At 74.2% G+C, this 13,609-nt stretch carries 11 protein-coding genes; 3 read left to right on the top strand and 8 right to left on the bottom strand.

The features are described 5' to 3' along the window. Positions 1 to 146: 146 nt before the first annotated feature. Genes ACFWH7_RS06690 through ACFWH7_RS06665 form a run of 6 tightly spaced genes read right to left on the bottom strand, consistent with a single transcriptional unit; the run spans position 147 to position 6,606 of the window. On the bottom strand, positions 147 to 794 hold the full coding sequence (locus tag ACFWH7_RS06690; protein ID WP_378215694.1) for a transaldolase family protein: 648 nt from the start codon (positions 792 to 794) through the stop codon (positions 147 to 149). Positions 795 to 834: 40 nt separating this feature from the next. Beyond that, on the bottom strand, positions 835 to 2,310 hold the full coding sequence (locus tag ACFWH7_RS06685; protein ID WP_378215693.1) for an FGGY family carbohydrate kinase: 1,476 nt from the start codon (positions 2,308 to 2,310) through the stop codon (positions 835 to 837). Positions 2,311 to 2,312: 2 nt separating this feature from the next. Further along, positions 2,313 to 2,972: a KpsF/GutQ family sugar-phosphate isomerase gene (locus tag ACFWH7_RS06680; protein WP_087470396.1), complete on the bottom strand. Its 660-nt coding sequence runs from the start codon at positions 2,970 to 2,972 to the stop codon at positions 2,313 to 2,315. Between the two features lie 32 nt (positions 2,973 to 3,004). Beyond that, entirely contained in the window at positions 3,005 to 4,564 is a 1,560-nt protein-coding gene (locus ACFWH7_RS06675) for a sugar ABC transporter ATP-binding protein (RefSeq protein ID WP_378215692.1), read from the bottom strand. A 1-nt stretch (position 4,565) separates the two neighbouring features. Beyond that, positions 4,566 to 5,576: a substrate-binding domain-containing protein gene (locus tag ACFWH7_RS06670; protein ID WP_378215691.1), complete on the bottom strand. Its 1,011-nt coding sequence runs from the start codon at positions 5,574 to 5,576 to the stop codon at positions 4,566 to 4,568. A gap of 25 nt (positions 5,577 to 5,601) precedes the next feature. Beyond that, positions 5,602 to 6,606 (bottom strand): ABC transporter permease, encoded by a 1,005-nt coding sequence (locus ACFWH7_RS06665; RefSeq protein WP_378215690.1) that lies wholly within the window; start codon positions 6,604 to 6,606, stop codon positions 5,602 to 5,604. A gap of 151 nt (positions 6,607 to 6,757) precedes the next feature. Between ACFWH7_RS06665 and ACFWH7_RS06660 the strand changes: the two genes are divergently transcribed. From ACFWH7_RS06660 to ACFWH7_RS06650, 3 genes are read left to right on the top strand one after another with little or no spacing between them, the layout of a single operon-like run. Next, entirely contained in the window at positions 6,758 to 7,708 is a 951-nt protein-coding gene (locus ACFWH7_RS06660; protein ID WP_170227153.1) for a sugar-binding transcriptional regulator, read from the top strand. Then, complete coding sequence (locus ACFWH7_RS06655; RefSeq protein ID WP_378215689.1) at positions 7,705 to 8,364, top strand: beta/alpha barrel domain-containing protein; 660 nt, start codon at positions 7,705 to 7,707, stop codon at positions 8,362 to 8,364. The genes ACFWH7_RS06660 and ACFWH7_RS06655 overlap by 4 nt, the downstream gene beginning before the upstream one ends. Beyond that, the gene (locus ACFWH7_RS06650) at positions 8,361 to 9,377 is read left to right on the top strand and encodes a LacI family DNA-binding transcriptional regulator (protein ID WP_378215688.1); all 1,017 of its coding nucleotides are present in this window, start codon (positions 8,361 to 8,363) and stop codon (positions 9,375 to 9,377) included. The genes ACFWH7_RS06655 and ACFWH7_RS06650 overlap by 4 nt, the downstream gene beginning before the upstream one ends. 141 nt (positions 9,378 to 9,518) lie before the next feature. Here the strand turns inward: ACFWH7_RS06650 and ACFWH7_RS06645 are convergent, their stop codons facing one another. Both ACFWH7_RS06645 and argS read right to left on the bottom strand, forming a co-directional pair. Further along, the gene (locus ACFWH7_RS06645; protein WP_378215687.1) at positions 9,519 to 11,447 is read right to left on the bottom strand and encodes a glucoamylase family protein; all 1,929 of its coding nucleotides are present in this window, start codon (positions 11,445 to 11,447) and stop codon (positions 9,519 to 9,521) included. A 185-nt stretch (positions 11,448 to 11,632) separates the two neighbouring features. Next, on the bottom strand, positions 11,633 to 13,378 hold the full coding sequence (gene argS / locus ACFWH7_RS06640; RefSeq protein WP_378215686.1) for an arginine--tRNA ligase: 1,746 nt from the start codon (positions 13,376 to 13,378) through the stop codon (positions 11,633 to 11,635). Positions 13,379 to 13,609: the final 231 nt, after the last annotated feature.

Below are 13,609 nucleotides of genomic sequence, written 5' to 3'. Positions count from 1 at the left end.
TTTTTGTAAAAACTCCACCCCCACCACTCACCCCCCGCGCCCCCCCCCCCCCCCCCCACACCCCCCCCCACCCGCGGGGGGGGGGGCCCCCGCCCCCCCCCCCGCGTCGTCGTTCGTCCGGAGGCCTCGTCCGTCCGGAGGTGTCGTCATACCGCCGCGCGGGCGTCCGTCTCGAACTGCGCCGCCGCGGCGACGGTGTCCGGGTTCTCGAGGAGCGCCGCGCAGAGCGCGGTGGACAGGGTGAAGTCCTCGACCCCGCGGACCGCGAGCGCGGCGACCTGCGTCGTGTCGCGCAGGCTCGCGGCGAGCACCCGACATCCCCGACCCGAGGCGAGCAACGTCGCGTGGAGGTCGGTCGTCTGCTCGACGCCGTCGAGCCCGAGGTCCCCCATCCGTCCCACGTAGGGCGCGACCCAGCCCGCGCCGGCCGCGTCCGCGAGGAGCGCCTGGGACGCGTGGTAGACCGCAGTGACGAGCACGGGCACCCCCTCGCGCGTCAGCCGGCGGGACACGGCGAGGCCGTCGCGCGTCGCGGGCAGCTTGACGACGACGTCCGGCCCCAGGTCGACGAGCTCTCGGCTGTGCGCCTCGAGCGCCGCCTCGTCCGGACCGACGGCCTGGAGGAACACCGTCCCGGCCCCGGCCGCGCGCGCCCACCGGTACACGGCGGGGACGTCGTCGACCGTCAGCCCCGACCGGTACAGGATCGTCGGGTTCGTGGTGACACCGGCGAACAGGCCGGTCGCGAGGAGCCGCTCGACCTGGTCGCGGTCGGCGGAGTCGATGTACAGCATGCGTTCTCCCTGGTGGTGCGGTCGGTCCGCTGTGGTGCGGTCAGGCCACGGGCGGCCGGGGCCGGTCCGCGACCGTGGCGAGCTGGTCGTAGTAGGGGGCGTCGATCGTCGCGGGCCGGTCGCGAGGCGGCACGACGTCGAGCACGGGCGGCGTCCACGACGCGGCGACGCTCGCGACGGTGGTGCCCTCGAGGACGGCGACGGCCTGGACGCACGCCCCGCGTGCCGTCGCCTCCGGGGCTGCGCGGCGCACGACCGGGCGGCCCAGGGCGTCGGCGAGGACCTGCCGGTACGCGAGCGACCGGGCGCCCCCACCGTTGACGACGACCTCTCCGGTCGTGTCGACACCCGCCCGGTCGAGCGCCCGGGCGGCCCCGACGAGCCCGGCCACGACGCCCTCGAACGCCGCCAGCGCGAGGTCCTCCCGAGTGGTCTCGCCGGTGATCCCGCCGAGCACGCCGGTCGCGCCCGGCCGGCGCGGGGTGCGCTCGCCGTCGAGGTACGCGACGAGCGTCGGACGCTCCGCCCGGGCTGGTGCGGCGAGGGCGAGGCGCTCCAGGGTCGCGTGGTCGACGTCGAGGAGCCGCGCGAAGGTGTCGGTGACCTTGGCGGCGTTGAGCGTGCAGGCGAGGGGCAGGTACCCGCCGGTCGCGTCGCACACGGAGTCGACCGTGCCGAGCGGGTCGACCACGGACGCGCGGCGCGGGCTGAGCACGACGCCGGACGTGCCGAGCGAGACGCCGAGGTCGCCCTCGACGAGGCCCAGACCGACGGCAGCGAGGTGCTGGTCTCCACCGCCCGGTCCGACCACGACGCCCGGACCGAGCCCGAGCTCGGCCGCGACGTGCGGGCTCACCGTCCCGGCCGGGGTGTCGGGCCCGAGGACGGTGGGCAGGACGTCCTCCCAGCCGACCTCGGGCGAGACGAAGCGGCCGAGCAGCTCGGGCCGCCAGACGCCGCGGTGGACGTCGAGGTAGCCGGTCCCGGCGGCGTCGGACCGGTCGGTGACCGCCGACCCCGTGAGCCGAAAGGTGAGGTAGTCGTGCGGCACGAGGACGTGCGCGACGCGCTCGAGGAGCGCGGGCTCGGTCTCCGCCAGGTGCGCGAGCTTCATGATCGTCAGCGCGGACGACGGCGCCATGCCGACGTCCTGCATCCACCGCTCGAGCCCGTACTCACGGGCGATCCGCGCCGCCGCGGGACCCGCCGTCGTGTCGTTCCACAGCGGCGCGGGAGCCAGCGGCTCGCCGCTCCGGTCGAGCAGCACGAGCCCGTGGCACTGCGCGCCGACGGCGATCGCGACGACCTGCGCCGCGTCGGCGCCGGCGTCGCGCAGGGCGCCCGAGAACGCCGCCCGGAACGCGGCCCACCAGTCCCGCGGGTCCTGCCGGCTGACGGGTGGCGCGGTCCGGGGGTGGGGGGCCGACGCGGTCCCGACGAGCGCGCCGTCGTCCCGGCGGCGCAGCTCGACGGTGCAGGACTGGGTCGACGAGTCGACCCCTGCGACAAGGTCCATGACTACTTCCAGTAGGGCTCGAGGGGCGGCAGCTCCTGGGGTGCCTCGTCGATCTTGCCGACGGCCCCTGACGGGTGCGAGTGCAGGACGTTCGCCCACGAGTACCCGCGCATCCGCATGAGGACCACGGCGAGCGCGTCGCCCCACGCTGCCGTCACGAGGGTGGAGCCCATCGCGATGACCTCGCCGGGGTCGATCCCGGGGATCATCGTCAGCTCGACCACCACGTCGGCGTTCCGCGCGAGGCGCGAGGAGGCGTCCGCCGTGACCGCGACGACCGTGTCGACGCCGCGCTCCTTCGCGCGCACGACGAGGTCGTTGATCTCGTCGCTCCCGCCCCCGCGGGAGATCGCGACGAGGATGTCGCCCGGCGCCATCGCGCCCATCGTGCCGTGCAGCGCGTCCGCGCCCGAGATGAACACGGACGGCGTGCCGGACACGGACAGCAGGTGCGCCATGCGGCGCGCGACCGCGCCGGAGGTGCCGGCCCCGGTGACGAAGACCTTGCCCGTGCACTCGTACACCCGCTGGACCACGTCCAGGAACACGTCGCCCAGGTCGGTCACGCTCGCGGCGACGCCCTGCGCCTCGTGCGCGACGACGGCCCGGGCGGTCTCGAGCACGGCGGCACGGCGTCGCGTCGTGGTGTCGGGGATGGTCATGGGTACTCCTCGTCCAGGTGTTCTCGGTGTGGTCACGCGGCGCTCCAGGCCGCGTGCCGCAGGTCCACGGAGGACAGGTCGCCGGCTGCGACGACGCCGCCGTCGCACCGGCCCTCCGTGAGGGTGACGACGTCGTCCGCGAGCTCGAGGATCTCCTCCTCCTCGCTCGACACGACGACGACCGTGAGCCCGTCGTCGTGCGCGAGCGAGCGCAGGAGGCGGTGGATCTCGGTCTTGACGCCGATGTCGACGCCCTTGGTGGGCTCGTCGAGCAGCAGCACGCGGGGCGCCTGCGCCAGGACCCGAGCGAGCAGCACCTTCTGCTGGTTGCCGCCGGACAGGCGCTCGACGGGGCCCTCGCGGTCCCCGCGGACCTGCATGCGGTCCATGAGGGCCGTCGCCTCGCGGCGCATCCGGCGCTTGTCGAGCAGGCCGAGCCGGCGGTACCGGTCGAGGACCGGGAGGACGACGTTCGTCGTCGCGTCCAGGCCGCCGACGATGCCGTCGACCTTGCGCTCCTCGGTGAGGTAGACGAGACCTCGACGCTGGGCCTCGGCGGGAGTCGCGGGTCGGTAGGGCGCGCCGTCGAGCTCGATGCTCCCGGCCAGGACCCTGTCGAGGCCGACGAGCGTGCGCAGCAGCTCCGTGCGACCGGCGCCGATGAGCCCGTAGACCCCCAGCACGCGGCCGGGGTGGGCCGTGAGGCTGACGTCGGCGAGCGCGGGCGTGCGCAGGTTCCGCACCACGAGGGACGGGCGTGCGCCCGTGTCGAGCGGGACGACGTCGGCGCGGCGCGCCGCCTCCGTGACGCCGCCCGTCGAGGCGACGGCCTCGTCCCCGGCGATCGCGTGCACGACCGCCTGCCGGTCGACCGTGCCTGCCGGGCCGGCGATGCGGACCTCGCCGTCGACGAGCGCGACGACGTGGTCAGCGACCGCGTACAGCTCGTCGAGCTTGTGGTCGACGAGCAGGATCCCCAGGCCCTCGGTGCGGGCCAGGTCGCGCACGGTCTCGAGGAACCGCTCGACCTGCCCGCCCTCGAGGCTCGTCGTCGGCTCGTCGAGCAGCAGGTAGCGCGCGTCACGCGCCACGGCCACCGCGATCTCGAGGAGCTGGCGGGTCGCGACGGGGTAGGCGCCGAGCTTGCGGTCGACGTCCACCGCGAGTCCGAACCGGTCCGCGAGCGCGCGGGCCTGCTCGCGCATGGTGCGGCGGTCAAGCGCTCCCCCGCGCGACAGCTCGCGGCCGAGGAACACGTTCTGGGTGACCGTGAGGTTCGGCAGGAGCGACAGCTCCTGGTAGACGGTCGAGATCCCCGCGTCGAGCGCGGCGGTCGGCGAGCCCTGGGGCAGCGCGCGGCCGTCCACGGTCACCGTGCCCTCGTCGGCGGGGTGCGCCCCCGCGAGGACGCGGAGCAGCGTGGACTTGCCGGCGCCGTTGTGCCCGACGAGCCCCGTGACCGTCCCCGCCGCGAGCGTCAGGTCGATGCCCTTGAGGACCCGCACGTGCGAGAAGCTCTTGACGATCCCGCTGGCCCGCAGGGCGCCGCGCTCGGCGGCGCCCCGCGGGACCGACGTCGTGCCGTCGGTCATGTCAGCCGACCTCCCCCGGCGCAGGGGTCTCGCCGACGGTGAACGCCTTGAGCGGCAGGAGGATCTCCGGCTCGACGTCCTCGCCGTCGACGTACGCGCGGATCTGCTCGGTCACCTGGGTGCCGTAGCTCTCCGGCTCCTGGGCGACGCAGCCGCGGTACACCTCGGTGAGCGGCTCCTCGGACGCGCAGAACCCGTAGAGCGCGACGTCGGTGCGGTTGCCCAGGGCCTGGAGCGCGCCGTAGACGGCGGGGCCGGTCGAGGCCCAGATGACGTTGACGTCCTGGTTGCCCTGGAGCATCTCGCCCGTGACGCGCAGCGAGTCGTCGGGCTTGACGTTGCCGTCGACCTTGGCGACGACCTCCGCGTTCGGGTTGGCTGACACCGCGTCGGTGAAGCCCTCGTCGCGGATGACGACCGGACGCTCGTCGGGCTCGGTGATGAAGCCGATGCTCAGCGCCGCGTCGGCGCCGAGGTCCTCGAGGACCTTCTCGCCCATCGCGCGGCCGCCCGCCTCGTTGTCCGCGCCCAGGTACTGGACGATCGTCGCGCCCTGGGCGGCGAGCGCGTCCTCGTCGACGATGACGTTCACGGTGAAGACGGGCACCCCCGCGTCGTTCGCCGCCTTGACGATCCCGGCGGCGGGCTCCGACTTCACGGGGTTCAGCGCGAGCGCGCACGGGTCCTTCTGGAGCATGGCCTCGACCTGCGCGAGCTGCTGGGCGTCGTCGTCGTTCGCGACCTGGACCTCGACCTCGAACCCGTTGGCGGCGCCGCCGTCCTCGAAGCCCTGCTTCATGGCCACGTAGTACGGGTTGGTGAGGTTCGGCAGGCTGACCGCGACGTACGGGTTCTCCCCGTCGCACGACGCGGGCAGCGTGGTCTGGGCCTGGTCGGTCGAGCCGCTCCCGCTCGTGTCGCCGTTGCCGGTGCCGGTGTCGACGGCGGAGCAGGCGCCCGCGAGGGCGAGGGCGGTCACGGCGAGGGCCGAGACGATGATCTTGCGTCGCATGAGTACTCTCCTTCGAGCGGTGGGGTCAGGACGTGGCGCCGGAGGCGCGGCGTGGTTGGAGGAGCTGGAGGAAGAGGCGACCTCTCCCCCCGGTGGTCGAGAGCGAGCGGCGGTAGGTGTCGAGGCTGACGCCGGCGAGGATGATCACGCCGATGACGAGGGGCTGCCAGAAGCTGTCGACGCCGACGACGTTCATGCCGTTCGAGACGGTCGCGATGAGCACCGCGCCGAGCAGCGCGCCGCCGATCGAGCCGACCCCGCCGAACAGGCTCACCCCGCCGACGACGGCGGCGGCGATCGAGTAGAAGAGCTCGTTGCCCGACCCGGCGGACGGGTACCCGACCATGAGGCGCGAGGTCGTCACGACGCCGGCGAGGGCGGCGCACAGGCCGGAGACCGCGTAGACGAAGAGGGTCGTGCGCCCGGTGTGGATGCCCGCGAGGCGCGCGGTCTCCTTGTTGCCGCCGAGCGCGTAGATGTGGACGCCCGTGCTCGTGCGCGCCAGCAGGACGCTGAAGACGACGGCGACGAGCGCGACGATGAGGATCGGCGTCGGGATGCCGAAGACACCGCCGCGGCCGAGGAAGGCGAACATCGGGTCGCGCACCGTGACCGACGCGGCGCCCGTGAGGATCATCGGGATGCTGCCGGCGATGCCGAACATCGAGAACGTCGCGATGAACGGGGGCAGGCGCAGGTAGTGCACGAACACCCCGTTGACCAGACCCACCGCGACACCGACGACGAGCGCCAGGATCGTGGCGGCCCACCAGGGGAGGCCGGCCTGCATGCCGAGCGCCGCGGACATGCCCGTCAGGGCGAGGTTGGACCCCGTCGAGAGGTCGATGCCGCCGGTGAGCAGCACGAAGGTCTGGCCCAGCGCGAGCAGCGCCACCACGGCGCCGTTCAGCAGCAGGACCTCGAAGTTCCCGGCGGTGCGGAAGTTCGGGGACAGCAGACTCATCACCACCACCACGAGGACCAAGATCCCCGCGATCCCGACCTCGTCGGGGACGCGTCGTCGCGACATGTACTTCTCGCCTCCTTGCGGGTGCTCATATGAGCACACTGTTGCTCGTATGTCGATAGTATGGACAGCGCGAGGTCACAAGCAACGCGCCTCGGTCACGGATCGATAACATATGCGCATACGTGCGCTCAGATGAGCAAGAATGGGTGACATGACGGACTTCTCGCGCCACGAGCTCGCACACGTGGCCCGCCGCTACTACGTGGACTCGGCCTCCAAGGTCGAGATCGGCGAGGAGCTCGGCGTCTCACGGTTCAAGGTCGCCCGGATGCTCGAGCAGGCGCTCGAGGCCGGGATCGTGACCATCACCATCGACGACGCCGGCGTCGTCGACCCGGCCCTCTCCGCGCGCCTGCGCTCCCACCTCGGCCTGGACGAGTGCCTCGTGGTCCAGGGCCGCGACACCGTGGCCGAGCTGCGCGAGGACGTCGGCGCCGCTGCCGCCGAGCTGCTCACCCGGTCCCTGCGCCCGGGCAACACCCTCGGCTTCGCCTGGGGGCGGACCCTCACCGCCATGACGGAGCGCCTCACCGCGCTCCCGCCCGTCACCGTCGTCCAGCTCACCGGCGCGGTCGGCTCCGACCTCTCCGACTCCCCCGTCGAGGTGATCCGCCGCGTCTCCCTGCGCGCCGGCGGCGACGCGCACGCGATCTTCGCCCCCCTGGTCGTCGAGGACGCCGCGACCGCCGCGACGCTGCGCCGCCAGCCCGACATCGCCCGCGCGCTCTCGCTGTTCGACCGGGTCGACGTCGCGGTCGTCGCGATCGGCTCGTGGGACCCGCCCATCTCCCAGCTCCGCGAGGTCCTCGGGCGCGACGAGCGCGACGACCTCACCGCGCGCGGGGTCCGCGCCGAGATCGCGGGCATCCTCCTCACCGCCGAGGGCGACCTCGTCCCGGACTTCGCCGAGCGGTGCCTCTCGATCTCCGCACGGCAGCTCGCCCGGGTGCCCCAGGTCATCGCCGTCGCCGCCGAGCACGAGAAGGCCGCCGCCGTCCACGCCGTCACGCGGTCCGGCCTCGTCTCCGCCCTCGTCACCGAGCAGCGCTGCGCCGAGGCCCTGCTCGACCTCCCGCCCGTCGCGCGCGGTACCGGCCGATGAGCTCCCCCCGCACCCGCGTCGCCGCCTCGTTCTGGTCCACGCCGCGCGACCGCGTCGCCGCGGAGGCCGACCGGCTCGCGCGGGCGGGGCTCCGCACGGTCCACTGGGACCACACCGACGGGCGCTACGCCGCGCCGGGCGGCTTCACCGCGGCGGAGGCGGCGGCAGTGACCGCCGGCAGCGGGCTCGCCGCCGAGGCGCACCTCATGGTCGAGGAGCCGCTCCGCGAGGTCGACCGCTGGACCGACTTCTGCGAGCTCGTCGTCGTGCACGCCTGGACCCGCGACTGGCGCGCCGCCCTCGACCGCGTCCGCGCCCGGGGCGCGCGCGCAGGCGTCGCGCTCTCTCCCGGCGTCGAAGTGCCCGAGGTCGACCCCGGGACGGACGTGCTCGTCATGTCGATCACCCCCGGCCTGGCCGGCTCGGCGTTCCAGGTCGACGCGCTCGCCACGGTGGGGCGCGTCGCCGGCCCGGGCCACGCCGTCGGCCTGGACGGCGGCGTCACGCGCTCGATCGTCCCGCAGGCGCTCGACGCCGGGGCGACATGGCTCGTGTCCGGGACGGACCTCGTCGCGAGCGAGGACCCCCTCGGCTGGCTGACGGTGGCGCGCGCCACGGAGGTCGCTCCGCACGGCACGCGCGAAGGAGTCGGATGACAGCCTCGCAAGCAGGCCGGCGGCACGCCCCGCTCGCCGCCGTCGCGGCGGAGGCCGGGGTCTCCGTCCCGACGGTGTCGAAGGTGCTCAATGCGCGGCCCGACGTCTCGGCGACGACGCGCCAGCGTGTCGCGGGCGTCCTGCGCCGGCACGGCTACGAGATCCGGCCTCGCACCGCGAAGCGGACCGGGCTCGTCGACGTCCGGATCGTCGACCTCGAGGGGCCGTGGTCCGAGGCGGTCGTGCGTGGCGCGGTCGCCGAGGCACGGCGTCAGGGGCTGGACGTGGTGCTGTCGGTGGAGCTCGACCCCGACGACTGCGGCGCGTGGGTCCGGCACGCGCTCGCCCGGGGCACGGACGGGCTCGTGAGCGTGGTCGCCGTGCCCGACGCCGAGGCACGCGCCACGCTGGCCGAGGCGGGCGTGCCGCTCGTCGTCGTCGACCCGCGCCGTCTACCGCCCGAGGACGTCCTCAGCGTCGGAGCCGCGAACTATCAGGGCGCGCTCGAGGCGACGGAGCACCTGCTGGCGCTCGGGCACCGGCGCGTCGCGACGATCACGGGCGTCCCCGAGCAGGACAACGCGATCGCCCGGCTCGCCGGGTACCGCGCCGCGATGATCCGGGCGGGCGTCCCCGTCGACGACGACCTGGTCTGCCTGAGCACGTACGGCGTGCCCGCGGGCTACGAAGGGGTCCAGCGGCTCCTCGCTCTCGACGAGCCGCCGACCGCCATCTTCGCGTGCAGCGACGACACGGCACTCGGCGCGCTGCGGGCGCTGCGCGAGGCCGGGCTCTCGGTGCCGCGCGACGTCTCGCTCGTCGGTTTCGACGACCTGCCCGTCGCGGCGTGGACCGACCCGCCGCTCACCACCGTCCGCCAGCCGCTCGTCGAGATGGGCGCCTCGGCCGTGGAGCTCGTGCACCGCGCGCGCACCGCGAGCGGGCACACGCTGCGCACCGAGCTCGCGACGAGCCTCGTCGTCCGCGAGTCGACCGCTCCCCCGCGTGCGTGAGGCGGTCCCGACGCGGTCGAGGGCGGCCCTGACGGACGGTCTTGACGCACGCTCGGGACATGGCGGACGGGAGGGGCGCGGTCCGCGCCCCTCCCGTCATCGTGTGCCGGTCAGCCGGTCAGCCGGCGACCCGACGGTCGGTCAGCCGCAGGAGACCCCCGCGTAGCGGTAGGACAGCTCCTGGGTCGTCGACCCGTCCGCGGACGTGACCGTCACCGTCGCGGTGCCGGACGGGATCTCCGCCGTGCGCGCCGCGAACGACTGGTAGGTGCTGCGGTGGGGGACGACGTCGTCGAACGACCGCGTCCCGTAGGGCGTGGCGAGCGTGACGTCCGCGCGACCGTCCCCCGTGCTCGTCGCCCGGACGGCGACGGCCGCCCGGTGGCCGACGCAGCGCGCCTGGACCTGGACGTCGGCCCCGACGCCGGGCGTGAGGTCGGCCGTGGCCGAGAACGTCTCCGCCGCCATGAGCGGGCGCAGGCGCTGCTCGAGCTCGTCGTCGACGAAGTAGTCCTTGAGGCGCGAGTCGTCGAGGACGTTGCCGATCGCGGCGACGATCATCGCCTGGTCGAGCGACAGGTAGCGCTCGGCGACCGTGCCCGACCGCACGGCGACGGAGTCGTAGAAACCGCCCGGCCCGTAGGCGCCGAGGTCGTCGGCGAGGTGGGCCAGGTTGTCGAGCACGCCGTCCGTGTCGTACGCGAGGCCGAGGAACGACGCGTGCGGCGTCACGACGCCGTCGCCGAACTCCGGCGCGGGGTTGGTCGCCTCGCGGCAGCCCTCGAACCCGAGGTCGACGTCGGTCTCGCCGTCGGACAGGTAGCCGTCCGAGCGCAGCCCGATCGCGTCGACGCCGTACTCCGCGTACCCGCCGAAGGGGTTGCTCGCGGGCGAGAAGCCCCAGGCCCCGTACCCGGCCTCGTCGAGCCCGTGCTCCTTGTGCGCGCGGACGACGAGCGGGTGGTTGACGCCCCACGACGTCGGGCCCCACTCCGCCTCGGGCACCAGCATGTCCGGCATGAGCGCCTCGAACATCGAGCCGCCCCAGCCCGGCACGACCGCGAGGTCGCGGTACCGGTACGCGCCCTCGAAGACAGGGACGCCGAGGTACTCCCGCGTCTCGCCGATCGGCTTCTGCTCCTGCCACGACCAGTCGCACGTGTCCGGGAACGTCCGGTAGCTCGCGTAGTACGCCTCCGGAGGTACCTCGCCCTCCGCGATGCCGAGGTACGTCGCGATGCGCGTCTCCGAGACCGTCGTGTCGTAGTGGTGGCACGTGTAGAACACGTCCGTGCCCGTGCCGAGGTAGTCGCCCGCGACCGAGCAGCCGGGCGGCTCCTCGTCCCAGAACCCGCCGCGCAGCAGCCCGACGCCCAGGTCGGGGCGCGCCTCCGGGTTGTAGAACGCACCGAAGTGCATGTCGTCGTAGATCGCGCGCGCCTCCTCGGCGAGGCTCGGCTCCGCCTCCGCGACGACGCGCAGGCCCGCGGCCAGCCACCCGTTGTCCACCGAGCTGAGGAACTGGTGGACCGTGTTCCCGTCGTCCGGCCAGGTCTCCACCCGGTCACCGGTCGCCGGGTCGTACCAGTTGTAGAACATGCCGCTCGCGTCGTGCCGGTCGAGCGAGCCGAGCGTGTCGAGCGTCGTCGCGAGGCGGTCGTGCGCCTCGGCGTCGTCCACCAGGCCCAGGTCGCGCGCGACGACGGTGGACCAGAGCCAGCCACCGATGTTCGTCGGCGACGTGTACGCGCTGCTCGACGCCGGGTCCAGGTCGCCCTCGATGTTGTCCGCGGGGAGGCCGGTCTCCTCGTCCGTCATGGCGACCAGCGAGGCGTACGTGTCCTCGAGGTAGGTCTCCAGCGTCGCGCGCTGCGCGCCGGTCAGGCCGTCGGGCCCGACGCCGGGCGTCGCCTTCGCGGGGACGCTCTCCGCCACCGGGGCGCTCCCCGCGGCCGCGGGGGCGGCGAGACCGGCCGCGAGGGCCAGCCCGCCGACGAGTCCGCCCGCGACGAGCGCGGCTCCCCGGCGGCGGGGCGACCCGCTCCGGTGGGACGTGGTCGATGCATCCATCAGGCACTCCTTCGTGTCGTGACCCCGAAATTTCGGCCGCACTTTCCGAATGGGGGCGCAGAGGGTAGCCCGGACGCCAGACGGGGTCAACGGGTCGCGGCACGGGGCGACGAGGCGCGCGGTGGGGGGAACGGCGGACCGGGACGACGCCCGGGGAGGCGCGCGACGTCGTCGTGCCGTGGCCGTCAGAGGCGCTCGGGAGCGGCGATCCCGAGGAGGTCGAGGCCCGTCGCCAGGGTGCGGCTCGTCAGCTCGCACAGCGCGAGGCGGTTGCCGCGCGTCGCGCCCTCGGCCTTGAGGACGGGGCAGAGGTCGTAGAACCGCGTGAACGCGGTGGCGACGTCGTAGAGGTACCCGCAGAGCCGGTGCGGCTCCAGGGTCCCCGCGACGTCGCGCAGGGTCGCGTCGAACGCGTCGAGCGTCAGGACCAGGTCCTTCTCCGCGGGATGAGCGGGCGCGGCGTCGTCGACCTGCTCGCCCCGCTCCCCCGCCTTGCGCAGGATGGACCGCACGCGCGCGTGCGCATACTGGAGGTACACGCCCGTGTTTCCCGACGAGGCGACCATCTGGTCGACGTCGAAGACGTAGTCGCGGGTCCGCGTGGTGGAGAGGTCGGCGTACTTGACCGCCGCCGTCGCGGCCGCGTGCACGACGGCGTCCCGCTCGGCCGGGGTGAAGTCGTCCCCCTTCTCCCGGAGCACGGCACGGGCGGCCGCCTCCGCCTCGTCGAGCAGGTCGGCGAGGCGGACGGTCGCACCCGACCGGGTCTTGAACGGCTTCCCGTCCGCACCGAGGACCGTGCCGAACGGGACGTGCTCGGCGGACACCCCGTCGGGGAGCCAGCCGGCGCGGCGGGCGGTGTCGAAGACCATCCGGAAGTGCAGCGCCTGACGCGCGTCCACGACGTAGAGGATGCGGTCGGCCCGGTAGTGCTCGATGCGCAGGCGCAGCGTCGCCAGGTCCGTCGCGGCGTAGCCGTAGCCGCCGTCCCTCTTGCGCACGATGAGCGGGACGGGGTCGCCGTCGGGGTCGTCCACGCCGTCGGTGAAGGTGACGACAGCACCCTCGGACTCGACGGCGATGCGCGCGGCGAGCAGCTCGGCAACGATCCCGGGGAGCGCGGCGTTGTACCGCGACTCGCCGTCGAGGTCCCCCGCGTCCAGCAGGAGGCCCAGGCGGTCGTAGACCCGCGCGAACGCCTCCTCCGACTCCTGGACCAGCGCGCGCCAGACGGCGACCGTGGGCCCGTCGCCCGCCTGGAGCGCGACGACGCGGGCGCGCGACCGGTCGGCGAAGGCGGGGTCGGCCTCGAACGCCGCACGGGCCGCCCGGTACAGGGCGTCGAGGGCCGACATCGTCGCGGCACCCTGGCCCTGCCACGCCGCCTCGGGGTGCTCGTCGAGGTACTGGATGAGCATGCCGAACTGCGTGCCCCAGTCGCCGACGTGGTTCTGCCGCACCACCTCCGCGCCCAGGTGGCCCAGCACCCGCACGAGCGCGTCACCGATGACCGACGACCGCAGGTGACCGACGTGCATCTCCTTGGCGACGTTCGGGCCCGAGTAGTCGACGACCACCCGCTCTCCCCGACGCCCCGCCGCGACGCCGAGCCGCGCGTCCGCGAGGCGGGCAGCCACCGCGGTCCAGACGACCTGGTCCGGCACGGTGACGTTGACGAATCCCGGCCCCGACACCTCGACGGCGAACGCGTCGCTCTGCCGGCCGACCTGGCGGACGACGTCCGCGGCCACGTCGCGCGGCGGCCGACCCGCCCTCGACGCGACGGCGAGCGCACCGTCCGCCTGGAAGTCCGCCCGCGCGGACCGGCGGACCACCGGGTCCGAGCCCGCCAGCTCGGCGGGGAGCACCTCCGCCAGTGCGGCACGAACGGCCGCCTCCACCTGTGCGGAGATCGCGACGACGTCGGCCATGAGTCCCTCAATTCCCCAGGAGAAGTCTCTGAGCGCCTCAGCCTAGGAACCCGCACCAGCGTTTTTTCTGGGGACGGCCGAGCAGGTCAGAGACCGTGGCCGCACCGCGCCGCCGTCTCGCGATCGCGGGGCGCCCGGTGTCACGAGACGACTCGCTCAGGCGCGCATCGTTGCGCCGACGCCGGGTCGACCGTCGTCGAGGTGCTCCGCGAGCTGCCCAGACACGCCCCG

It is taken from the genome of Cellulosimicrobium cellulans (assembly GCF_042723955.1).
Classification (GTDB): domain Bacteria; phylum Actinomycetota; class Actinomycetes; order Actinomycetales; family Cellulomonadaceae; genus Cellulosimicrobium; species Cellulosimicrobium cellulans_H.
The sequence above is the reverse complement of the archived record's forward strand: the minus strand, read 5'-3'. Positions and strand labels throughout refer to the sequence as shown.

Excerpts from the sequence above, each read along its gene's own strand:
- ACFWH7_RS06675 (WP_378215692.1), bottom strand. The coding sequence starts at position 4,564 with ATGACCGACGGCACGACGTCGGTCCCGCGGGGCGCCGCCGAGCGCGGC.
- ACFWH7_RS06680 (WP_087470396.1), bottom strand. The coding sequence starts at position 2,972 with ATGACCATCCCCGACACCACGACGCGACGCCGTGCCGCCGTGCTCGAG.
- ACFWH7_RS06645 (WP_378215687.1), bottom strand. The coding sequence starts at position 11,447 with ATGGATGCATCGACCACGTCCCACCGGAGCGGGTCGCCCCGCCGCCGG.
- ACFWH7_RS06655 (WP_378215689.1), top strand. The coding sequence starts at position 7,705 with ATGAGCTCCCCCCGCACCCGCGTCGCCGCCTCGTTCTGGTCCACGCCG.
- ACFWH7_RS06670 (WP_378215691.1), bottom strand. The coding sequence starts at position 5,576 with ATGCGACGCAAGATCATCGTCTCGGCCCTCGCCGTGACCGCCCTCGCC.
- argS (WP_378215686.1), bottom strand. The coding sequence starts at position 13,378 with ATGGCCGACGTCGTCGCGATCTCCGCACAGGTGGAGGCGGCCGTTCGT.
- ACFWH7_RS06685 (WP_378215693.1), bottom strand. The coding sequence starts at position 2,310 with ATGGACCTTGTCGCAGGGGTCGACTCGTCGACCCAGTCCTGCACCGTC.
- ACFWH7_RS06665 (WP_378215690.1), bottom strand. The coding sequence starts at position 6,606 with ATGTCGCGACGACGCGTCCCCGACGAGGTCGGGATCGCGGGGATCTTG.
- ACFWH7_RS06660 (WP_170227153.1), top strand. The coding sequence starts at position 6,758 with ATGACGGACTTCTCGCGCCACGAGCTCGCACACGTGGCCCGCCGCTAC.
- ACFWH7_RS06690 (WP_378215694.1), bottom strand. The coding sequence starts at position 794 with ATGCTGTACATCGACTCCGCCGACCGCGACCAGGTCGAGCGGCTCCTC.
- ACFWH7_RS06650 (WP_378215688.1), top strand. The coding sequence starts at position 8,361 with ATGACAGCCTCGCAAGCAGGCCGGCGGCACGCCCCGCTCGCCGCCGTC.